This window comes from Paenibacillus sp. FSL H7-0714, assembly GCF_038003765.1.
GTDB lineage: Bacteria > Bacillota > Bacilli > Paenibacillales > Paenibacillaceae > Paenibacillus_AQ.
Genome location: NZ_JBBOPT010000001.1, coordinates 6,510,032 through 6,534,178, shown reverse-complemented (window position 1 = coordinate 6,534,178; position 24,147 = coordinate 6,510,032). Strand labels below are relative to the sequence as shown.

Here is a 24,147-nt window from a genome sequence, read left to right as displayed (position 1 = left end):
AACGATAATGAAATGGTTAACCAAATGGTCGTTCGGTAACAAGGCGGCGGTAGGGCTTTTAGTGGTAATGGCGCTTGTAGTGGGAGGGCTGAGCTATACTTCGCTACCGATGGAATTTATGCCAGAGGCAGATAATCCGCAAGTGACTGTAACGGTGCTCGGTCCGGGTCAGGATGCCCATGCGATGGAGACGAAGGTTACGAAGCCGATTGAGGCTGGGGCCGCATTTGTTAAGGGAAAGAAAGAAATACTGTCCACTTCCGGAGACGGATACGCACAGGTGAATATTTTTTATGACTCAAAAACAAATATGAAGGATGCAGCTGGGGAGGTGCAAAAGGTTGTAGATTCGTTGCAGTTCCCTGAAGGTGTGATGGCCCCTTTTGTACTTCAACTGAATACTTCCATGATTCCTGTGTCGCAGGTCACCCTTTCGTTTGACGAAGGTCTGACTAAAGAAAACCTTAAGCTTGCGGAAGAAACGATCATTCCAGAGATGCAACAAGCAGAAGGTGTAGCCAACGTCGCCTTATATGGGAAAGTAACTCCGCAAGTGCGGGTGAAGCTAGATCCAAAATTAATGGCTGAGAAAGGAATTACGACACCTCAAGTACTAGGGTTACTTCAGGGACGTAATGTATCGGCATCCCTTGGAGAGCAGACGATTGGTGGTCAGACAGGTAACGTTAATGTGGTTTCTACAATTGATAGTATCGATACTCTAAAAAAGCTACCCGTATCCTCGGGTGTTAAGCTACAGGATATTGCTGTCATCGAATTGAAGGAAGATCAAGAGAGCGTTAGCCGCTCGAATGGGAAAGATGTTCTTTTCGCCATAGTAACCAAAGAAGCTAATGCGAATGCAGTAAGTGTCGGAGATCATATACAGGATACCGTAGCACATATTAACAAAACCATTCCAAATGCAGAGGCAGCGGTCGTATTCAGCACATCAGATATGGTGGTTACCTCTGTGAATAGTATGATGCGTGAAGTATTGCTGGGCGCATTGTTCGCGACGATCGTAATTTTACTGTTCCTACGCAACCTGCGGGCAACCCTGATTACGGCGGTTTCTATCCCGCTTTCTCTAGCTGTTACCTTATATCTCCTTGATATATCCGGCATAAGTCTGAATATTATTACGCTCGGAGGTGTGGCCGTTGCGGTTGGTCGCTTGGTTGATGATAGTATCGTAGTGATCGAGAACATTTACCGTAGGCTGCAAAAAGAACCCTTCTCCCGTGAAATGATTATAAGCGCAACTGGGGAAGTGGCTAGAGCGATTACTTCATCTACGATTGCAACGGTAGCGGTATTTCTGCCGATGGGTCTTCTGCGTGGTAGTTTACAGGCGTTTCTACTTCCGTTTGCCTTAACAGTCACGTATTCATTGCTTACTTCACTCGTCGTAGCTTTGACGGTAGTGCCACTGTTAAGCTCATGGCTGCTGAGAAGAACTTCAATGAAAGAACACGAGCCGTCTAAATGGTTCACCCGATTCCTCGATTGGAATTTGCGCCGGAAATGGATTACTTTATCGCTAGGTCTTCTCCTTCTGATTGGCTCTATCGCTGCTTATGTGACTATGCCAAAAGGTGCGCTTGATGCTTCAGATGCCAGCTATGTCTCTGTTCAGTTGAATTATCCGAAGGATGTTCCTGTCAAAGAGATTTTAGAAAAAGGAAAGCAGTTAGAGCAAGATTTGATGAAACAGCCTGAAGCGGAAACGGTGATCATGCAATCAGGGAACAGTGCAGATGCGGCCCAGTGGGGGTCCGTCAGCTCGGAGACCTTAGTGGACTATACCGTTGTGATGAAAAAAGGTGCGGATGCGCAAGGCTTCATCGATCATGTCCGTGATGTGAAGGATTCCTACGCTGGGGCAACACTTGTTGCTAATCAAATGAGTATGATGGGTTCAAGCTCCACTAGCGAATATATTGATATCGTGGGTGATAATCTTACAGATATTACTGCTGTTGCAGCAGAAGTTACGAATAAGTTGAAGACTGTGGAGGGTATTCAGAAGGTCAGTAGCAATATGGAGGATACCAAACCTGTCTTTACATTTAAGGTAGATCCAGCACAGACGAATGCACAAGAAATTACCATGCAATTGTCGGCTATGCTGAACCCGATCCCTATGGGGCAAATCGAACTGGACGGTACACCTGCGGGAGTAGTGTTAGATCCTATGGCTGAGCCTAAGACAGAGCAAGATTTAAAAGCAATGACGCTCATGACTGCTGAAGGTCCAAAGCCGTTGTCTCAACTAGCAACCTATGAGGTTCGGAATGAACCAGCACTGTTGTTCCATAAAGATGGGAAGCCATATGCGAGAATTACAGCGGAAGTGGATCCGAAGAAGGTGTCTGAAATCGGAGCGGATATTAAAAAGCAAACCGATAGTCTTACCCTTCCAAAGGGTGTGACTCTATTTGCAGGCGGAGCCTCGGTTGATCAGTCAGAGGATTTCGCTGACCTTGGTATGACAGCGCTGATCTCCATCGGGTTGGTGTATCTGATCATGGTCCTCACCTTCAAAACCCTTCGTGCTCCGCTGGCAATCATGTTCTCCTTGCCTTTGGCTGCGATTGGGGCAATTGTTGGACTGATCGTATCCGGCGTAACACCTGATTTCACTGCCCTGTTCGGGGCTCTGATGCTAATTGGTATCGTCGTCACGAATGCGATTGTGCTTATCGACCGTATTAAGCAGAATGAAACGCATATGGGTATTCGCGAAGCCATTCTGGAAGCGGCCGGAACACGGATGCGCCCGATTCTGATGACGGCTATTGCTACCATTTGCGCCATGACTCCACTGCTGTTCGGCCATGCCGAGATGGGCAGCATCGTCTCGCAAAGCTTGGCGATTGTGGTCATCGGTGGCTTGACCGCGGCAACGCTGCTTACGCTGGTTGTGGTTCCAGCGATTTACGAGCTGTTCTACTTCCGTAAATCGGCTAAGGAGCGCAAGGGCGTAGTGAAAGTAGAAACTCCGACGCATGGTGCGTAATATCAAAAAGTTATAGTGATAAACAACTGAAACAGGCCCTTCTCAGACATTTTTAATGATGCTGGGAAGGGCCTTGTTTTTTAGAAAATGAGAATTTACTTGCGTATTTGTGCGAGAGATCTAAGTTTTGATTTTATAAATAATGATTTTTACAACGATATACAATGCATTTAGCATAATTAATATGAAAGGGATGATAGAGAATATTCTATGGGACGAAGATAAGGCGGATAGCATAAATAATGCGAGGAGCAAATAGGGAAGGGACAATAAATATTTTCTGTGGAATACATTATGGACAAATTCAAATTTCACAAGGAATACATTCCTTTCTAATGGGAAAACGCTACCCTCGAAATTAGGATATCATAACTCCAGATTTTTGCGAAGGTGCAGGCCGAGTAGATCATAGTGTTGATTTTTAGTTACATGCGAAAAGCAGGCCGACGATACTTGGTATCGTGGCCTGCGTTTTTAATACTACTCATTAGCTGTTAACCGCAAGAACAATTCAATACCGGCTTACGCGCAGCCTGTGTCTCATCCAATCGGCTAATTTCTGTGGTATGAGGTGCGTTGATTACGATTTCCGGTGTCTCCTGCGCTTCTTTTACGATCTGGATCATCGTATTAATGAAGCCGTCGAGCGTTTCTTTACTTTCCGTTTCCGTCGGCTCGATCATCATACATTCCTCAACAGTCAGAGGGAAGTACACGGTTGGCGGATGGTAGCCGAAGTCGAGTAATCGTTTAGCAACGTCTAAGGTGCGTACACCATACTGCTTGAGGTTTTTGCCGGACATTACGAATTCATGTTTACATACGCCCGGATATGGGATTTCAAAATACGGCGCCAGACGGTGCATCATATAGTTCGCATTCAGCACGGCATTTTCGGATACCTCACGCAGTCCGTCTGGACCATAGGTGCGGATATAGGCGTAGGCACGAACGAGAATACCAAAGTTGCCGTAAAAAGCTTTCACGCGTCCAATCGATTCAGGACCGCCGAAGTCGAGTGAGAAGCTGCTATCTTCGTTTTTCACCACAGTTGGTTGTGGTAGGAACGGAATCAAGATTGATTTTACGCCGACAGGTCCGGCTCCAGGGCCACCACCGCCGTGCGGGGTGCTCATTGTCTTATGCAAGTTCAGATGCACCACGTCAAAGCCCATGTCGCCAGGGCGGGTAATGCCCATAATAGCATTGGAATTGGCTCCATCGTAATAGAGTAAGCCGCCTGCTTCGTGCACGATCTCAGCAATTTCGACGATTTGGGTCTCAAACAAGCCGAGTGTGCTTGGATTGGTCAGCATCAGTGCGGCTGTGTCACTGCCAACAGCTGCTTTGAGTGCTTCAAGATCAACCATCCCTTTATCTGTGGAAGGGATCGTGATCGTTTCAAGTCCTGCTGCTGAAGCGCTAGCAGGATTGGTGCCGTGTGAGGAATCCGGCACGATAACCTTCGTGCGGGTCTCCCCGCGGCTTTCATGGTAAGCGCGGATCATCATGAGGCCGGTCCATTCACCATGAGCACCTGCGGCAGGCTGTAAAGATACAGCATCCATGCCGGTTAGTGCGGATAAGTCATTTTGCAGGGTATACATTAATTCCAGTGCGCCTTGAATACTTTCTTCCGGCTGGTACGGGTGGATCTTAGCTAGGCCTACGATGCGGGCAACATCTTCATTGATTTTAGGATTGTATTTCATCGTACATGAACCGAGTGGATAGAAGCCGTTATCTACCCCAAAGTTGCGGCGTGACAAGGAAGTGTAATGGCGAATGACGTCCACTTCGGATACTTCTGGAAGCACGACGGGTTCGCTACGGAGTAAACCTGATGGAATCAGAGCTTCCAATGTTTCTTCCTGCGGCACATCGCATATTGGCAAGGAATAGGCCGAACGGCCGGGACGGCTTAATTCAAAAATTAGACTTTGCTCCGGTTTCATAAACAGCCCTCCAGTGCGCTAGCGAATTGGTCGATTTCGTTTTTGCTTCTTTTTTCCGTAACGGCTACCAGCATTTGTCCAGCAAGTTCAGGATAATCACGGCCCAGATCATAACCGCCTAAATAACCTTCCTTCAGCAGCTTCGAATTAATTGCACTTACGCTGCTTCCTTCCGGAAGCTTCACGACAAACTCGTTAAAGAATGGGGAGGAAAAGGTAAGTTCAGCCCCTGTCAGTTCGCTTAGTTTATTAGCGGCGTAATGGCTTTTACGAATGTTCAGCTCGCCTACTTCACGCATCCCTTCTTTACCCATTACGGACAGGTAGACGGATGCGCAGAGTGCGAGCAGCGCCTGATTGGAGCAAATATTCGATGTCGCTTTTTCACGACGGATATGCTGTTCACGAGCTTGGAGTGTCAGAACGAAGCCGCGTTTACCGTTACGGTCAACAGTTTGACCAACGATACGACCTGGCATGCGGCGCATTAAATGCTCTGCTACAGCGAAGAATCCACAGGTTGGTCCGCCGAGGGAAGCTGGAATACCGAGTGGCTGAGCGTCACCGACTACGATGTCGGCTCCGAGCTTACCTGGTGTTTCTAGTACGCCAAGAGCGATCGGATTTGCACTGACGACGAACAACCCTTTAACAGCATGGATCAGCGGTTCAACGGAGCTAAGATCTTCGATGCTGCCAAAGAAGTTAGGCGATTGCATCAGTACTGCAGCCGTATTACCATCAATGGCCTCAGCAAGCTTAGCCTGATCGGTAACACCGTCTCTATAGTCAATCTCCACTACCTCAAGACCCCAAGCATTAGCTGATGTGCGTAACACTTGGCGCGCTTCAGGATGAACGGTGCGGGAGACAATTAATTTTTTGCGTTTGGTAGCACCAGCTGCGAGGACGGCTGCTTCGGATAATGCGGTTGCGCCATCATACATGCTGGCATTGGCTACTTTCATACCGGTTAGTTCGCAAATGTAGGATTGGAATTCGAAGATCGCTTGCAGTTCGCCTTGGCTGATCTCCGGTTGATAAGGGGTGTAAGCAGTGTAGAATTCTGAACGGGAAATGACATGGTTGATCACCACAGGGATGTGATGGTCGTATAATCCGGCGCCGAGGAAGCTGGCGTGCGAATCGAAGTCAGCATTTCGGTCAGCGAGACCTTTCATGTGACGTAGCAGGGCGTACTCATCGAGTGGTTCAGACATCGGCATAGTGCCTTGATAACGGACGGCTTCAGGGATATCGGAAAACAGCTCATCTATGGACTGAATCCCGACGGTTTCCATCATCTCTACGCGGTCCTGTGCTGTCATGGGCAGATAACGGTGCTTCATTAAGGTTTCACTCCTTGGCTTTTTTAAAATATAAGAAAGTACAATTTTCACGCTATACTTTATCCTTCTATTTCTCGCTTAAAAGCTAACCGTCCTAATAAGGACGCTAAAGGCGTTTATACTTGTAAAAAGGGGCCTTAATCACGACAGCTTTAAGCTGCTTGCCGCGTATCTCTACGAAAACCTCTGTGCCTATTTCACTATAAGCTGTATCAAGCAAAGCTAATCCCAGGTTGCGTTTCAGCGTTGGAGATTGGGTTCCGGTTGTGACCTCTCCGATTTTGATGCCGTCCGCATAGACTGGGTAATGGGAGCGTGGAATGCCTCGATCAATCATTTCTAGACCGACAAGACGGCGGGGGAGACCCGCTTCTTTTTGCTGTATCAACGCATCGCGTCCGATGAAATCTGCTTTGTCCAGCTTTACGAAAAACTGAATCCCTGCTTCAAGAGGAGTGATGTCAGCCGACAGCTCCTGACCGTACAGTGGCAATTTTGCCTCGAAACGAAGCGTATCCCGTGCGCCCAGTCCAGCAGGTGTTAATCCGTGAGGAGAGCCAACTGCGAGAAGGCCGTTCCATAACGTCGCTGCCCCATCCAGCGGAGCATAAATTTCGAAGCCATCTTCACCGGTATAACCCGTACGGGAGATCAGTACTTCTACACCGCAGACGGTTGCGCGTTCGATGAAGTGGAAAGGCTTGAGCGTTGAGATCGGTGCATCAGTAACTTCTGCGAGTATGGTCTCTGCCAGCGGACCTTGCAAGGCGAGCAAAAGCGTCTCGTCAGAGACATTAGTGAGTGTGACTTCACCGAATTCAGAGGTCAGATGCTCTTGCAGCCACTGGAAGTCCTTATCGATGTTGGAGGCATTTACGACGAGCATATAACGGCCTTCACTTAGTCGATACACGAGTAAATCGTCGACCACCCCGCCGTTTGGATAACAGAGCAGCGTATATTGTGCCGCACCATCGGTAAGGCGGCTGACATCGTTGGTCGTCATTTTTTGTAAAAAGGCTTCAGCGCCGCTTCCGATCACCATGAATTCACCCATATGCGATACATCGAACAGTCCAGCCTGCTGGCGAACAGCCTCATGCTCCTTCACGATACCTGTAAACTGTACTGGCAGCTCCCAGCCGCCAAAATCAATGCACCTGGACTCCGCATATGCGGAATAGAGATCATAAAAAGGCGTTCTTTTCAAAGCATCCATGTCGTCACTCCCCTAGTCTGATTACATACGAAAAAAAGGACAGGCAGAAGCAATCATGCATAAATGCACTAATCGCTTTCTGCTCTGTCCTTTGTACCTGAGAGTTACCCTGCGTAACTAACATGCAAGTTTCCCCGTTGGTGACCTGACGCACTCAGCCTCGCGTCTGATGCTCTCCAGAGGTACGTCCGACAAAGGTCCTTTTGCCTGAGAGATTCACCCCTGTTAGGGCTTACTCCTTCGGCGCCGTCTTCAAGTGAGACAGTCTCTCCCTATGCCATCATCCGCAACTGTATTTGTTTCTTATGTCTCCATTAAACGGGTATAGGAGGGCGCTGTCAACAAGAAAAAGTCAAAAAAACGACAAATTTATTTTACTTTTAGTAATATTGACATTATGCTCCGCGATCACTTAGGCTATAACTAAATTTAGAATTCCAATTTGGAAATGAGGCGGCTTGAAATGAGTGAAGTTTTAGATAACCTTCTTTACAGCGAAGAGCATGAGTGGGCACAGCAAGTGGAAGGACGCGTAGTACGTGTTGGGATTACGGATCATGCTCAGCATTTGTTAGGCGATATCGTATTTGTGGAATTTCCAGAAGTGGGTTTGGCCATTTCAGCTGGCGACAGCGTAGGTAGTATCGAATCTGTTAAGACCGTATCGGAACTGTATTCACCCGTCTCAGGGACGGTTACCAAGATTAATGACGGTTTAGAAGCTAGTCCAGAACTGATCAACGATAAGCCTTATGGCGAGGGTTGGATTTTTGAAATTGAAGTGGACGGAGAGTACGCTGATGCTGTAAAAGGTCTGCTAGATGCAGCTGGATATCGTGCATTGGTAGGGGAGTAATTCTAATTTTTTTCTGAATATTAATTTCACCGAATGTGATATTTATAGCAGCAAGTTTCCGTTTTTGGGGACTTGCTGTTTGGTGTTTTTATATAGATAGTGGTGGTGATTTTTGAGTTAAATCCTGGGACTCTTTAGAATTATGGGATTTTATTTAAAAGCGAATCTACTGATTGTGGAATTAGGGAAAACCTCCCTTATTTTAGACGAATATAGCGTGACACAAAGGGTTTTAGGGAATTCCTCCCTAAAATTTCGGTGAAAAGCGCTATTTCTGACTAAATAGGGTATTAATCAGGGAGGAATTCCCTAATTCTGCGCCTGGACAAGGGAATAGGCAGATAATCAGGGAGTATTTCCGTAATAAATAGTGGCGAGCCCATTTTGGTATGTTGATAAGCAGATTCGCTCCCGCACAGGCCTAGCTACTGTAACTAGCTCTGAGTAAAACATTTTTTAGGCACCCTCTTGAAGCTGCCGCAGCACAATGATCTCTACACGGCGGTTCTTTTGCTTACCTGCAGCTGATGTGTTCTCCGCGGTGGGCTGGGTATCAGCATACCCTGCATATTGAAAATTGTCGGGGTTCAACCCTTCATGATCTAAGAAAAAGCGAAGCACTGACAGCGCACGAGCACCAGATAGCTCCCAGTTGTCGTTATAGTGAGAAGCCGAAGATACTGGAGTATTGTCGGTATGTCCTTCAATGCTGATCTTTGCGCCGATATCGCTGAATAAGCCAGATAACTGCTGAAGAGCAGGTAGGGCTGGAGACTTCAGGTCTGCCTTACCTATATCGAAGAGAAAACGGTCACTGAGTGTGATTTCTATCCCCTGCGGTTTGTCGGCAACAAAAATTTGTTCTCCGAGATTATTTTCCTCTACATAGTTCGTAATCACACCCATTAATTTAGCAAGTTTAGCCTCTTGTTCTCGAAAAGCAAGTTCACGTGCCGAAGGTGTTTCGTTCTCCGTTTGTTCAGCAGATCCATCATTCGGTCTCGCAGTTGCAGCTGCATTCCCATTCCCGTCTGTACTTTCCGGTTTGTTCTCAGTTGATTTCCCAGCATCTAAAATGCCGTTCCCACCCTCAAGGACAGTGCTGCCAGATTTGAAGGTCTCGGATAACGAGCCTGTCACGATGTTATATTTGTCAGTATCCAGGCTGCTCATCGCATACAATATAACGAAAAAAATAAGTAAAAGTGTAATTAGATCAGCATAAGTAATCATCCAACGGTCGCGGCTTTCCCGAGTCTCTACACGCCGCTTGCGCCGGTCTCTTTGTCTCATAGAAGACCTCTAGTTTCCGCACGGTCATTCGTGTCCGTGTCTGAGATGAATGAGTTCAGTTTTTTACGCACCAGCAAGGGGTGATCCCCGTTCTGCAAAGAAAGAATGCCGACGAGCAGCATTTCCATACTATGTAGCTGGCTTTGACTGCGGGATTTGATTTTGGAAGCGATGGGTAAAAATATTAAATTAGCGATGGCAACACCGTACAATGTTGCGGTAAATGCCACTGCGATAGATGTGCCCAGATTTGACGGATCTGTAAGGTTGCCAAGTACACGGATGAGCCCCATCACCGTCCCGATAATTCCCATCGTTGGTGCATATCCACCTGCAGCTTCAAAAATCTTAGCATAATTCTCATGCTTCAATTCTTTAGCATCCATTTCTAATTCAAGGATCTGTCTTACCTGCTCAGGATCAGTGCCGTCGACAATAAGAAGTAGACCTTCACGTGTAAAAGGGTCCGGATGTTCTTCAGCTTGTTTTTCTAACATTAGAACGCCGCCGCGACGGGCCACGGTTGCCATTGCAATAAGTTCTTCTGCTTTTTCTACATCACGATCAGGGTTGCTACCGAAAGCCATGCGTAATGCTGTTGGAATGGAGCGCAGCTTAGATGCCGGGAAACTGATCATAACGGCGGCAAACGTACCCCCGAACACAATCAAAGCTGCATTAAGCTGCAGCAGTCCTGAGAGGCTTCCGCCTTCCCAGAGATAGCCGCCGATTAACGCAGCCAGTCCAGCCAATAGGCCGATTATTGAGGTAATATCCATGCTTCAAGCTCCTAACATTTCTATGTATTATGGTTTGCAACGATCTAGGCAACACTGTATAATGAACGGGAACACATATTCTTATCTTCCATATTTTTTAATTATAAGAAAGTATAAGTTTCACGTTATACTTTAATCCTTATAATTCTCGCACAACAGCTTAACGTCTTTTAGAGACGCCAAAGGCGTTTTAGCTTGCCATCGTATGGAGAGAGAACATTCAGACAACAATTATAATATATTAATCTAGTTTAGACGATAGAGGGGAGACGGGCAAATGAGTGATATTGTCGTCAGTACAAAGACTTTTGAATTGGAGTCCGAGTATACACCCCAGGGCGATCAGCCTCATGCCATAGAGGAATTACTACAAGGCATCCGGCAGGGCAAGAAGCACCAGACGCTGCTGGGCGCGACGGGTACGGGTAAGACGTTTACCGTTGCACAAGTTATTTCCAAATTAAACCGCCCGACGTTAGTTATTGCGCACAACAAGACTTTGGCTGCCCAACTGGCGAGTGAGTTTAAGGAGTTTTTTCCGCATAATTCGGTAGACTATTTCGTCAGCTACTACGACTATTACCAACCAGAGGCGTATATTCCCTCCTCCGATACTTATATCGAGAAAGACTCCAGTATTAATGAAGAGATTGATAAATTGCGCCACTCCGCAACGAGCTCCTTGTTCGAACGGCGTGACGTTATTATTGTGGCGAGTGTGTCTTGTATTTACGGCCTCGGTTCGCCGATGGAATACGGAAGCTTGCTTTTGTCCTTGCGGGTAGGGATGGAGAAGCCTCGAAATGAGATTTTGAGCAGGCTAGTGGATATCCAGTACCAGCGTAATGATATCAATTTTGTACGCGGAACCTTCCGTGTACGTGGTGATGTGGTTGAGATTTTCCCGGCATCTCAGGGTGAGCATGCCATTCGGGTCGAATTGTTCGGTGACGAAATTGAGCGAATCACTGAGATTGATGTACTGACGGGTGAACTGATCGGGGAGCGCGATCATGTCGCTATTTTTCCGGCGTCTCACTTTGTTACCAAGGAAGAAACGATGCGAGTGGCACTGGTCAACATTGAAAAAGAGCTGGAAGACCGCTTAACGGTTCTTCGTGACGCAGGAAAGCTTCTTGAAGCTCAGCGTCTGGAACAGCGGACACGTTATGATATTGAGATGATGAAAGAAGTGGGCTTCTGCTCTGGGATTGAGAACTATTCCGGTCCGCTCACCTTCCGTGAACCAGGGGCAACTCCGTATACATTAATGGATTATTTTCCAGATGATATGTTGATCATTATTGATGAGTCCCATGTAACACTTCCACAGATTCGGGCGATGTATAATGGTGACCGGGCGCGTAAGACGGTACTGGTAGAGCATGGTTTCCGTTTGCCGTCTGCGCTGGATAACCGTCCACTCCAGTTCGAGGAATTCGAAGAAAAGGTGAAGCAGATCGTATATGTTTCAGCGACACCAGGACCCTATGAAATGGAGCACTGCGACACCATGGTGCAGCAGATTATCCGGCCTACAGGTCTTTTGGATCCGATCATTGAGGTTCGTCCTACAGAGGGACAAATCGATGACTTGATTAGTGAAATTCGTGATCGGGTGGAACGAGATGAACGTGTACTCGTCACAACGTTGACGAAGAAGATGTCGGAGGATCTGACGGATTACTTTAAGGAAATTGGGATTAAGGTTCGTTATATGCACTCTGATATCAAAACGCTGGAGCGGATGGCGATCTTACGTGATCTTCGTCTTGGTACATTCCATGTTTTGGTAGGCATTAACCTGCTAAGAGAAGGTCTCGACCTCCCAGAAGTATCGCTGGTCGCTATTCTCGATGCTGATAAAGAGGGCTTCCTTCGTTCCGAACGCTCCCTAATTCAGACGATTGGTCGTGCGGCCCGTAACTCCGAGGGTCGTGTAATCATGTACGGTGATCGAATCACTGATTCGATGGAGAAGGCGATGAGCGAAACGTCGCGTCGTCGCGCCATCCAGATCGCCCATAATGAGAAACACGGCATTACCCCAACCACCATTAATAAAAAGGTGCGTGACATCATCGAGGCAACGAAGGTTGCTGAGTCTAAGGCGGATTACCTCACGGGTGTTGGTGGCAAGATGAATAAGAAAGAGAAACAAAGCCTGATCCAGCGTCTGGAAGCCGAGATGAAGGACGCTGCGAAGAACCTGCAATTCGAACGCGCGGCAGAGCTGCGTGACGCATTGTTGGAGCTTCGGGCCGAGTAATAAACCTTAAATGCATCACCGATATTTAAAATAAGGAATTGAACGGTGCTGTCCTGGCCGTTCTTTTTGAATAAATAGATGGACGCGCATCCCGCAGGGACAGTGCTATGCAATGATTTTGGCACTTACGCGTATCCCATAGGGACAGCGTTCCGCAACGCTATAGCAGTTGCGGTAATCTCGCACTTTCCGCTCTTAGCTAGTGTGCGCCTAACGTCCAAGCGGCCCCGTAGGGATAAGCGCTCCGAACGCCGTAGTCACTAAGTTCCGTCCCCCCAACCTCCTTCGCCAAAAAATGCGGGTGTCCAGAGGGTGCAACCCTTGGGGCCCTCCCTTGGAAGGGAGGGTTTGGGAGGGATCGAAAACGCTTTTAATAAAGCTCTGAAATCGTTAAAGTTTTGATATTTGATTCATTAAGGAGAGGTTCCGTTGGCGAACGATAATATTGTAATTAAAGGCGCGAGGGCGCACAATCTCAAAAACATCGATGTGACGATTCCACGTGACCGTTTCGTCGTGCTGACGGGGCTGAGCGGCTCGGGTAAGTCTTCGCTTGCATTTGATACGATTTATGCTGAAGGACAGCGGCGTTATGTTGAATCTTTGTCAGCTTATGCTCGTCAGTTCTTGGGGCAAATGGAGAAGCCGGATGTGGATTCGATAGACGGATTATCCCCGGCAATCTCTATTGATCAGAAGACAACAAGTCGCAACCCGCGCTCCACAGTTGGTACGGTTACTGAGATCTATGACTATCTCCGGTTGCTTTTTGCTCGGATCGGTCACCCTCATTGTCCAGAGCATGGAATTGAGATTACTTCCCAGACCGTTGAACAAATGGTAGACCGGATTATGCAGTATCCTGAGAAGACTCGTTTGCAAATCCTAGCGCCTATTATTTCAGGACGTAAAGGTGAACACAAAGGACTCTTCACAGATATTTCTAAGCAAGGGTTCGTACGTGTGCGTGTGGACGGTGAGCTAAGAGATCTGTCTGAGGATATTGAACTTGAGAAGAATAAAAAACACACCATAGAAGTTGTTGTAGACCGGATCGTCGTTAAAGACGATGTGGAGACCCGGCTGACGGATTCACTGGAGACAGCACTTAAACTTTCGGGCGGTAAAATCCTTGTGGATATCATCGGTCAGGAAGAGCTGCTGTTCAGTTCTAATTTTGCTTGTCCGATTTGTGGTTTCAGTATTGAAGAACTGGCACCACGTATGTTCTCCTTCAACAGTCCGTTTGGAGCCTGCACAGAGTGCGATGGACTTGGAATGAAGATGGTGGTCGATCCAGATCTGCTTATTCCTGATGCTGAGAAATCCATTGAAGAAGGTGCTTTTTTAGCTTGGACCGGAAGTACTTCTAATTACTATCCGCAATTTCTGAAGTCCGTGTGTGAGCATTTTAATATTCCACAGAACGTTCCAGTGAGCAGTTTAACACCTGATCATATGAATAAATTACTGCATGGTACAGGTAGTGAGAAGGTTCGCTTCAAATATGAGAATGATTTTGGACAAAAGAAAGATGCGATGGTTGCTTTTGAAGGGATTATTCCGAATCTGGAGCGTCGTTACCGGGAGACCGCATCTGACGGTATTCGTGAATTTATCGAAGGATTTATGAGTGCTAAGCCTTGTCATGTCTGTAAGGGCAAACGTCTGAAGAAAGAAATTTTGGCGGTGACGATCAACGAGCAAAATATTTCGGATATTACCGATCTCTCGATTGGTGACTGTCAGCATTGGTTTGAAGAAATAAAGTTAAGTGAGAAAGAGACAGCTATCGCCAATCTCATTCTTAAGGAAATCTGCAATCGTCTGGGATTCCTAGTGAATGTCGGACTGGACTATTTGACACTTAGCCGCGCAGCAGGCTCGCTATCTGGTGGTGAAGCACAGCGTATCCGGTTGGCCACTCAGATCGGTTCCAGTTTGATGGGTGTACTGTACATTCTGGATGAGCCAAGTATTGGTCTGCATCAACGGGATAATGATCGCCTGATCTCTACGCTTGCTCATATGCGTGACCTAGGCAATACGTTGATTGTTGTAGAGCATGACGAAGATACGATGATGGCAGCGGACTATATTATTGATATCGGACCGGGTGCGGGTATTCATGGTGGACAAGTTATGGCGCAAGGAACACCGGAAGAGATTATGAAAGATCCGAATTCCTTAACCGGTGAATATTTAAGCGGTCGTAAGTTTATTCCAGTTACCGCTAAGCGTCGTGCTACCGATGATCGTTGGATAGAAATTCGTGGCGCTAAAGAGAATAACCTGAAAAATGTGAATGTGAAGATTCCATTGGGTGTATTTACGGCGGTGACTGGTGTGTCGGGCTCCGGTAAATCTTCACTTATTAACGAAATTCTGTACAAGAGCTTGGCACGACAGCTGAATAAGGCTGTGAAGGTGCGTCCGGGTCAGCACAAAGAAATTCGTGGCTTGGAAAATCTCGATAAGGTTATTGAAATCGACCAATCGCCAATTGGGCGTACACCACGCTCTAACCCAGCAACCTATACTGGCGTATTTGACGACATTCGTGATCTGTTCTCGAAGACGAATGAGGCAAAGGTACGGGGGTTCCAAAAGGGACGCTTTAGCTTTAACGTAAAAGGCGGACGCTGTGAAGCTTGCCGTGGGGACGGAATTATCAAGATTGAGATGCACTTCTTGCCTGACGTATACGTTCCTTGCGAGGTATGTAAAGGTAAACGTTATAACCGGGAAACACTAGAAGTGAAATATAAAGGGAAAAACATTTCCGACGTGTTGGAGATGACTGTAGAGGATGCTACAGAGTTCTTCGTGAATATCCCTCGTATTCACCGTAAAATGCAAACGCTGATGGATGTGGGTCTTGGCTACATTAAGATTGGTCAGCCAGGTACAACATTATCCGGTGGTGAAGCGCAGCGTGTGAAGTTGGCTTCTGAGCTATATCGCCGTAGTACAGGCAAGACACTCTATATTTTGGATGAGCCTACAACAGGTCTGCATGTGGACGACATTGGTCGTTTACTTGAAGTATTGCACCGCTTGGTGGATTCCGGAGAATCGGTTCTTGTCATTGAGCATAATCTGGACGTTATTAAGACTGCTGATTATATCATCGATATGGGACCAGAAGGCGGCAGTGGCGGCGGAACTGTACTGGCAACAGGAACACCAGAGAAGCTCATCACCGTTACGGAGTCATACACAGGTAAGTATCTGAAGCCGGTTCTGATTCGTGATACGGAGCGTACTGAAGCGCTTATGCTTGAGACGGCGGAAACTACCTAAGCTATAAATAGCTGGATAGTATAACTACTAAATAATAAAGGTCGCGGCAATTTGCCGTGGCCTTTATTGTTTGTTGTCCAAAATTATTATTTTGGGAAAACAATTGATCGGTACAATTGCTGGTAGTCAGCAGTAAATTAGAGCCTTTATCCGTTCTGATGTGAGTTTTCTAGTAAACGTTATATGACTCCTATAAAAAGAATACTAAATAATAGACGGGATAGGCATATGTAGGGCATGTCCGTCGTAAGATTTAATGAGGAACATGCTGTTGCTGTAAGTATACTTAATGGGTAATAGAATAACTGTAGGCTCGATGGTTCCTTGAAAAATAAATAACTAATTGTAATATACATTTTGATCTATTAAAAGCTTCAGCTACTAGATTGGGGAAGCAGCCTTAGAACTAAAATCAAACCGATAATCGGCTAATTTGAGGGGGGTTAATCCATAACTGATACTTCATTTCATCACCTTCAAAAAATAGAGCATTACTCGTTAGGTTTGTATCGCTTTCTCCAGAAAACACCAAACGTCAATGAACAAAATCATTAATATATCCGATTTTGCAGCGATAAAATATTTTTTTTGCGGCAAATACATAATTTTTCTACAAAACCTATTGCATCGCCCAAATGGTAGCGATAACATAGAAGAGGATATGGGGAATACTGGATCTTGCTTGACAACATTTTTGAGGAGGTAAGGTAATGCTACTTGCAGAAGTTGCCGCGCAAGGACCGTCTAAATTTCATACCTTTGATGTTTTTATGATTTTATTCACTATCCTAATTTTGGTTGGAGTCGTTCGGTTACTGAGAGCTCCCCAAAAGAACAAGTTCGCCATTGCTTTCGGAGCGGTTAGTTTGTTGGTTTTTATAATCTCTGACTATGCCATGGTGATGCATTGGTTAAGTTAACGGAAGAATTAAATTGAACAGCTTTGCACCAAAAGACTCCTTTAACGCCGTGGGCGCATTGAAGGTGTCTTTTTTTCAAATTATATAATGTAAAATTAATCCATTCGCAGAGAGAGGGTCTGGTGAAGGTTGATGAGGATTGGGGAGAAGCTGGTGAAGAAAGGAATGGGCTTGCTGCTGTGCGGTTTGCTGCTGTGCGGTTTGTTGCTGTCAGGAGTATGGAGTGAGTCGGTTTATGCGTTGGGTGATACGACTAAGACGGTTAGCGCGGCGACCACAACCCAGAGAGACAAAATCAAAAATTCAACAGCAGCGGAAGACCCCGTACCAGGGATTATTAAAAGTATCACCCCCTCCGTAGTGGGCATTATCGGCAAAGACGATAGTGGGGGGGCTAGCGGACCGGATGATCGATACAATCTGACGCATGGTTCTGGCATTATTGTGAAATCGAATGGATGGATTGTAACCAATGCACATGTCATCAAAGATCTGCAGAATGCCTTGGTAGTGACGTCGGACTCCAAAACCTACAGCATTAAAGAAACATATCTAGATGAAGTTAGTGATCTGGCCCTGATCAAAATCAATGCAACCTCCCTTAAACCTGCAAAGTTTATTCCATCGACCGGCAAAACCGTTGTTGGTGAGAAGGTAGTGGCCGTCGGAACACCGATTAGCTTTTCTCTAAGGAATTCAGCGACCGTAGGGGTTATAAGTGGCCTTAACCGTGAAGTAGCTGCGGCTTATCGTCTGATCCAAAGTGACACAGCGATTAATCCCGGGAATAGCGGGGGGCCGCTAGTGAATATGAAGGGCGAAGTGCTGGGAATAAACAGCCTGAAATACTCAGCGGTGGGCGTGGAGAATATGGGCTTCTCAATACCGTCGGATACCGTGCAGTATATTATGAACCAGCTTTTTAAGTACGGTGAAGTAAAACACCCGAGTCTTGGATTGGAGTTAGAGCCGAGTTGGTCCTCGATTGTGGGCTTGCCAACGCTTGATCCCCTGACTGTAACCAAAGTGATTTCTGCTGAAGCACGCAAGGCGGGTGTTGCCGAAGACGACGTCTTGTACAGCATTGACGGCCACCGTGTGGTCTCACTAGTTGAGATTAATGAATTGTTTAAAAGCTATTCTCCAGGTACAACGGTACGACTGGTTATGCAAAGTGATGGGGATATCGTCATCCGTAAGCTGGTGCTCACTCAGGGTGATCCCCTATTAAGTGAAGAGGGTGCAGGAGCAGATGGAGACGAGCATACGGAAGAGTGATCAGAAAACTCGAGAGGGGGACGGAAAATGGGCTTTAAAGTTTTAAAACAAGGATTGTGTGCGATGCTGGCCTTATTATTGCTATTTTCTATATTACCGATACCAACCGCACGGGCAGCAGAAACAGATAAGCTGCAGCTGAGTCTTAAAGTTGGCAGTACTTCTGCTACGGTGAATGGCAAGAAGGTGACTATCGAGCGGCCTTATATGGAGAACGGAACGGTTATGGTACCGCTCGGGGTTTTTAAAAAGACATTTGGCAGCACGGTTTCCTTAGAAGGAAATGATGTAGTGAAAGTAACGTACGGCTCTCATACAGGGTTAATGACGATTGGTAGTATTAGTGCCTGGAAGGATGCGACTAAAGTTAAACTCACCTCCGCGCCTCGGATGGTTTCAGGTGTGTTGATGGTGCCGCTGCGTTTTGTGGCGAGTGTACTGGGTGCAACCCTCTCCCAGGGTAACGGTGGTGAGCTGATCATTACCTTAGCTCCTGCTGACAATGAAGGCAATGTGCCAGTGGATACTGGTATTGATAGCGATGTGGGGAAGACGCAAATTGGGAACAGCTATTATCGATGGACACTAAATTATCCGTCTGGACTGATTGCTGGAAATAGCGGTGGTGATGAGAGTGTGGCTACCTTCTCCAGTGCGGACAATCTTTATTATTTGGAGATTCATGCAAGTGATCAGGCAGTTGCTGTTGATGCAGATGGGCTATTAGAACAACTAGTCCGGGAAGTCGAGTTAGGCAGTGAACTGATATTAGACCGGGAGTCGTTCCCGAAAGCCTCTGTACCCTATGCACGATTGGTCAGTAAAGATTCTAGCGGAGCACTTTGGGAAAACAGGCTGATCTATGCTGAAGGTAGACTTTACGAGATTTATTTGACGGATGAGAAAGCCACTAATTATAAGGATTTAGCCAAATATGCGGGGTTACTGAGCTCTTTTCGGCCCTCTTTTGACACTAAAGATAACAAAATCCGTGATCTCTCTACCGTAAAGAATGGCTTAAGTGAAGCCTATAATGAGGACTATGGTATCTCACTACAGGTTCCTGCCGCTTGGACTAAGGATGACCAGCATTTTTATTATGAAAGCAAACATGGAAGTCATTTGAGTGTGGCGATTACATCGGCACCTGCTGGTTCTACACTAGAGAGCTGGGCTGAAGAGTTGAAGACAAAAACGCAGGAGAACTTTGTAGCGGACGCTTATGTTTTTAAGGATAGCATGAAGTCTGAAATCTCCGGCGTACCTGCGCAAATAAGTGAGACACAGCTGAATTTCGGCAACGGTTGGGCGACAGAATATCAGGCAATCGTGCTCAAGAATGGGTACCGTTACTATTTTGAATATGTGACACCTCCTGGACAAGAAGACGATAAGACCAAATTCAATGCTATTATATCCTCCATTGATATTGATTTTGATCTGTTGAAGGAGAACTTCGGGCGACTCGCTAGCGATGACTATAAGACAATCAAGAATAAAACGATAACCAAAGTATCCAAAAGATACGGCTATGCCATCGACATTCCACGTTTATGGACACCCAATCAAGATGTATTCGAGACACAGTTGGTAGAGTATTGGTTCATCGGAGGACGTTTCCAGATTAACTCGAAACCTGAAAGCTCAGTCGATTATGCGGTGAATATGCTCAAAGATTCTTATCAAAATAAAAATAATGATCCTAAAGGTCCTCGCATTGAAAGTATAGTGGAGTCTACCTTTGCCGGTGCTCCTGCTACGATCCTTACTGTGCATCAAATCAAGAATGGTGTTCCTGTCCGCAGTAAGCACGTTGTTTTTGGTAAAAATGAGGTGGTCTACACGATTACTGTTACGCTGAATGATGCCAATGCTACTGCAGAACAGCAAGCATTGTTGGATAAAACGCTGCAGTCGTTTCGGTTTACAGGGAATGAGTAGTTTAGAGGTGATTGGAGTTCATGACTAACTAATAGTAGAGTGTAATTCAATTAGATGAGAACGTCTTTGTAGCCAAAATGGCGTGGGGCGTTCTTTTCTTTATATAAATGTTGGTAAACACATGGCGCTGAGATGTGATATTTGATACAATTATCAAGTTAATCAACTAGAAATGACCCGCCACATGGCGGTTTGGGAGGATATAAATGAAAGAGCAACAAATACGCAGAGAAGACGTGGAGCTATTGGCACCTGCAGGTGACTGGGACTGCATGCGTGCGGCGGTAGCGAACGGAGCGGATGCTATCTTTTTTGGCGTAGAGAAGTTTAATGCACGGGCGAGAGCGAATAACTTTCGCATGGACGAGCTGACGGAAATTATGGCGTTTTTGCATAGCTATGGTGTGAAGGGTTTCCTGACCTTTAATATACTGGTTTTTGAAAATGAATTGTCTGATGCGAAAGAACTGATTGATGCTTGTGTAGATGCTGGCGTGGACGCAGTGATTGTACAGGATTTAGGTTTGGTCAAAATGATTCGTGAAATCTCACCAGACTTCCCGATTCATGGATCGACACAGATGACGATTACTTCCCCGGAGGCGGTTGAGTTCACTAAGCCTTTCAGTTTGGAGCGTGTGGTACTCGGTCGTGAGAACAATCTGAAGCAAATTAAGACGATTGGGGAACAAGCCCGTCTGCCGATGGAAGTATTCGTTCACGGAGCCTTATGTGTCTCTTATTCGGGTCAATGTCTAACTTCGGAAATGTGGGGTGGACGCTCCGCCAACCGCGGAGAATGTGCTCAAGCTTGCCGTCTGCCTTATGATCTGATGGTGGATGGAGAAGTTAAACCAATGGGTGATGTAACTTATTTGCTCTCCCCTAAGGATTTGGCAGCTATTGATCTTATGCCTGAGCTGATCGAGGCGGGTGTAACTTCTTTCAAAATCGAAGGACGCCTCAAGAGCCCGGAATACGTTGCGAATGTAGTTAGTAAGTACCGTAAGGCAATTGATCGGTATTTTGATGGCGATCTATCCAAACCATCGAAGGAAGAAGTTCGTGAACTGCAACAAAGCTTCTCCCGCGGTTTCACGCATGGTTTCCTAGATGGAACGAACAATAAAAAGCTCGTAGACGGCACTTTCCCGAAAAGTCGTGGTGTATATCTCGGAACGGTTGAACAAATTCTTCGTGATGGAGTTGTCTGCCGTATTCATGCACCGCTTAAGCGGGGAGACGGAATCGTGTTTGATGCAGGGGATCCGACGAAAAAAGAAGAAGGCGGACGCGTTTACGACCTTCGTCGTAAAGGTGTGAAGCTCGAAGGTGAAGCCGGAGAAGGCTGGATCATCGACATCGTAGCCGGTCGTAATGATGTGGATCTGCGTCGTCTAAATGTCGGTGACCGCATTTGGAAGACAAATGACCCTGCGTTAGACAAGGCGCTGCGCCAGACTTATGAGACAGAGAAGCCGTACCGGGTATTCCCGGTACATGTGCGAGTGCAGGGCTGCGTCGGCGAGAAGCTGACCACCTGGTGGACGGACGTTCAGAAGAACGTTACCGTCCGTGTGGACTCGGAGCTCGCGCTGGAAACAGCGCAAAAGCGTCCGATGGATGCCGCGCTGCTGGAAGAACAATTCGGCCGCCTGGGCGGAACCGTGTTCCAGCTTGATGCGCTAGAGTCGCATCTGCAAGGCGACGTCATCGTCCCTATGCGCGAGCTGAACAGCATCCGCCGCCAAGCGGTGGAGCTGCTTGCGGGCGAGCGCCCGAAACCGCCCGTGTACGTGAAACGGGCGATCGAGGTCTACGGCGACGCTACCCGCAGGGACGTCGCTCCGCAGCGCGCCGGTGAAGCGGAGCTCACCGCGCTGTGCCGCAGCCTGCCGCAGGTGCAGGCTGCGCTCGAGGCCGGCGTGAGAAACATCTACGCCGACTTCGAGTTTATCAAGCAGTTCCCGGCAGCGGTAGATGCGGTACGGGCTGCAGGGGCCAGCATCGCGCTGGCCACACCGCGCATTCATATGCCGGGCGAGAATGGCTACCACGCCAATATCCTGCGCTTGCAGCCTGATGCCGTGTTAGTACGCAATACCGGCGCGCTGTATTATTATCTGCGCCGCCGCCAAGAGCAGCCTGATGCCGTGCATCCACGCCTGATCGGCGATTTCTCATTGAATATTGCCAATCATAAGGCAGTGGATCTGTTCCTTGAGGCAGGCTGTGACATGGTAACACCATCCTATGACTTGAACATTCAACAGATGGTCGACCTGCTTGAACATAGTGATACCTCTCGTATGGAGATCGTAATCCATCAGCATTTGCCGATGTTCCACACAGAGCACTGTGTATACTGTACCTTCATGAGTGAAGGCACAGACTTTACGAACTGTGGTCGTCCATGTGAAGAACATCGCGCTTCTTTGCAAGACCGTATTGGAATGTCACATCCAGTTCGTGTGGATGAAGGCTGCCGTAATACCGTCTATAATGCAGTTGAGCAGTCCGGTGCGGAGTATTTGAATAATTTCCGTGATCTAGGCGTATCCTCGTACCGCGTGGAGTTCCTGGAAGAGACACCAGAGCAAGTGGCTGAGGTAATTAGCCTATACAGCCGCGCACTGCGTGGTGAGATCTCTGGTACGCAGGTATGGAAGAGCTTGAAGGCTACCAACCAGCTGGGGGTTACGCGGGGGCAATTGGTGAACGCGAAATAATAAGGGTTAAAGGAATAGGGCTAGGTGACTACCAGAGTAAAGCTGGGGTTGCTTGGCCCTTTTTTATAGATGTCATCTCGTCCTCTTTGTTACTTGCATATACTAGATAATATATAGGTGAGAGTTAGCAAAGGGGGGATCTTGTAAAAGACTTATATAATTCCTCCCTCTCCGATTTGATTGGAATAGATATACAAATATAACAAACACTCTGACATTAATCTGTTATAACTGTTATAATTAAAGGAAATATGCCATTTTACTATACAGAGTATTTAAGATGGAAGAGTAACCGACAGAAGGAGTTAATGTGATGAAGATCCGTAAAGCCATTATCCCCGCTGCAGGTCTTGGTACCCGTTTTTTGCCTGCAACTAAAGCAATGCCTAAAGAAATGCTACCGATAGTAGATAAACCGACGATCCAATATATTGTCGAAGAAGCAGTTGCTTCGGGAATCGAGGATATTATTATCGTGACGGGGAAAGGGAAACGTGCGATTGAAGACCATTTCGACAACTCTTTTGAACTAGAGTTTAACTTAGCAGAAAAGCAAAAGTGGGAACTTCTTGAATCCGTTCGCAAATCCTCCGAAATGGCTGATATCCATTACATTCGCCAAAAAGAACCAAGAGGTCTTGGACATGCGATTTGGTGTGCACGTAAATTCATTGGTAATGAGCCGTTTGCTGTTCTGCTAGGTGATGATATCGTTGAAGCGGATAAACCGTGCCTCAAACAGATGATAGATGTTTATGATGAATATAAATCTTCAATTGTAGGCGTTCAACCCGTTCCATGGGAAGAAGTGTCGCGTTATGGTGTTGTAGACGCTTCGCCTTTGGCTGAGCGGGTTTATAAGGCCAATCGCCTTGTAGAGAAGCCTAAGAGAGAAGATGCTCCTTCTAATCTAGCAATCCTAGGACGGTACATCTTAACTCCACGTATTTTTGATATGCTTGGAGAACAGCAGGTAGGTGTAGGTGGAGAGATTCAGCTTACGGATGCCATCTCCCGATTAAGTGAAGTGGAGCGGATTATTGCTTATGACTTTGAAGGTAAACGTCATGACGTTGGTGAGAAGATGGGCTTCATTCAGACCACTATTCATTATGCACTTCAGCATGAAGAGCTTAAAGATGACTTACTTCGTTATATGAAAGAGCTTGTAGATAATGAAGTCGCTAAGACAGGGCTTTAAATAGAACTCATATCATTGAAAAAAGCGCGCCGC

14 protein-coding genes and 1 riboswitch are annotated in these 24,147 nt (G+C 46.7%); of the genes, 9 read left to right on the top strand and 5 right to left on the bottom strand.

Going from position 1 to position 24,147, the window contains the following annotated elements; translation table 11 throughout:
• Positions 1-7 precede the first annotated feature (7 nt).
• Positions 8-3,022 (top strand): efflux RND transporter permease subunit, encoded by a 3,015-nt coding sequence (locus tag NST34_RS29460; RefSeq protein WP_341129271.1) that lies wholly within the window; start codon positions 8-10, stop codon positions 3,020-3,022.
• Positions 3,023-3,516: 494 nt separating this feature from the next.
• Here NST34_RS29460 and gcvPB read toward each other — a convergent pair whose 3' ends face one another.
• The 3 genes from gcvPB to gcvT form a co-directional block, all read right to left on the bottom strand.
• Entirely contained in the window at positions 3,517-4,977 is a 1,461-nt protein-coding gene (gene gcvPB, locus NST34_RS29455) for an aminomethyl-transferring glycine dehydrogenase subunit GcvPB (protein ID WP_341129270.1), read from the bottom strand.
• Positions 4,974-6,326 (bottom strand): aminomethyl-transferring glycine dehydrogenase subunit GcvPA, encoded by a 1,353-nt coding sequence (gene gcvPA / locus NST34_RS29450; protein ID WP_341129269.1) that lies wholly within the window; start codon positions 6,324-6,326, stop codon positions 4,974-4,976. The genes gcvPB and gcvPA overlap by 4 nt, the downstream gene beginning before the upstream one ends.
• A gap of 106 nt (positions 6,327-6,432) precedes the next feature.
• Positions 6,433-7,545, bottom strand: a complete 1,113-nt coding sequence (gcvT, locus tag NST34_RS29445; protein WP_341129268.1) for a glycine cleavage system aminomethyltransferase GcvT — start codon at positions 7,543-7,545, stop codon at positions 6,433-6,435.
• 185 nt (positions 7,546-7,730) lie between these two features.
• A riboswitch (glycine riboswitch) is annotated at positions 7,731-7,829 on the bottom strand.
• A 179-nt stretch (positions 7,830-8,008) separates the two neighbouring features.
• Between gcvT and gcvH the strand changes: the two genes are divergently transcribed.
• Positions 8,009-8,401, top strand: a complete 393-nt coding sequence (gene gcvH / locus NST34_RS29440; RefSeq protein WP_341129267.1) for a glycine cleavage system protein GcvH — start codon at positions 8,009-8,011, stop codon at positions 8,399-8,401.
• Between the two features lie 456 nt (positions 8,402-8,857).
• Here gcvH and NST34_RS29435 read toward each other — a convergent pair whose 3' ends face one another.
• Both NST34_RS29435 and NST34_RS29430 read right to left on the bottom strand, forming a co-directional pair.
• Positions 8,858-9,694 (bottom strand): flagellar motor protein MotB, encoded by an 837-nt coding sequence (locus tag NST34_RS29435; protein WP_341129266.1) that lies wholly within the window; start codon positions 9,692-9,694, stop codon positions 8,858-8,860.
• Positions 9,691-10,473 carry a flagellar motor protein gene (locus NST34_RS29430; protein WP_076286986.1) on the bottom strand — a complete coding sequence of 261 codons (783 nt, stop codon included), beginning with the start codon at positions 10,471-10,473 and terminating at the stop codon, positions 9,691-9,693. The genes NST34_RS29435 and NST34_RS29430 overlap by 4 nt, the downstream gene beginning before the upstream one ends.
• A 277-nt stretch (positions 10,474-10,750) precedes the next feature.
• Here NST34_RS29430 and uvrB point away from each other — a divergent pair, with 277 nt between their 5' ends.
• From uvrB to galU, 7 genes are all read left to right on the top strand, one after another.
• Positions 10,751-12,742 (top strand): excinuclease ABC subunit UvrB, encoded by a 1,992-nt coding sequence (gene uvrB, locus NST34_RS29425; RefSeq protein WP_042192280.1) that lies wholly within the window; start codon positions 10,751-10,753, stop codon positions 12,740-12,742.
• 429 nt (positions 12,743-13,171) lie between these two features.
• Positions 13,172-16,045 (top strand): excinuclease ABC subunit UvrA, encoded by a 2,874-nt coding sequence (uvrA, locus tag NST34_RS29420; RefSeq protein WP_340973119.1) that lies wholly within the window; start codon positions 13,172-13,174, stop codon positions 16,043-16,045.
• A gap of 710 nt (positions 16,046-16,755) precedes the next feature.
• On the top strand, positions 16,756-16,965 hold the full coding sequence (locus NST34_RS29415; protein WP_042192275.1) for a hypothetical protein: 210 nt from the start codon (positions 16,756-16,758) through the stop codon (positions 16,963-16,965).
• Between the two features lie 153 nt (positions 16,966-17,118).
• On the top strand, positions 17,119-18,243 hold the full coding sequence (locus NST34_RS29410; RefSeq protein WP_341129265.1) for a S1C family serine protease: 1,125 nt from the start codon (positions 17,119-17,121) through the stop codon (positions 18,241-18,243).
• Between the two features lie 27 nt (positions 18,244-18,270).
• A complete protein-coding gene (locus NST34_RS29405; protein ID WP_341129264.1) occupies positions 18,271-20,184 on the top strand; it encodes a stalk domain-containing protein in 1,914 nt (637 codons plus the stop codon).
• A 206-nt stretch (positions 20,185-20,390) separates the two neighbouring features.
• Entirely contained in the window at positions 20,391-22,913 is a 2,523-nt protein-coding gene (locus NST34_RS29400; RefSeq protein ID WP_341129263.1) for a U32 family peptidase, read from the top strand.
• A 313-nt stretch (positions 22,914-23,226) separates the two neighbouring features.
• The gene (galU, locus tag NST34_RS29395) at positions 23,227-24,114 is read left to right on the top strand and encodes a UTP--glucose-1-phosphate uridylyltransferase GalU (protein ID WP_341129262.1); all 888 of its coding nucleotides are present in this window, start codon (positions 23,227-23,229) and stop codon (positions 24,112-24,114) included.
• Positions 24,115-24,147: the final 33 nt, after the last annotated feature.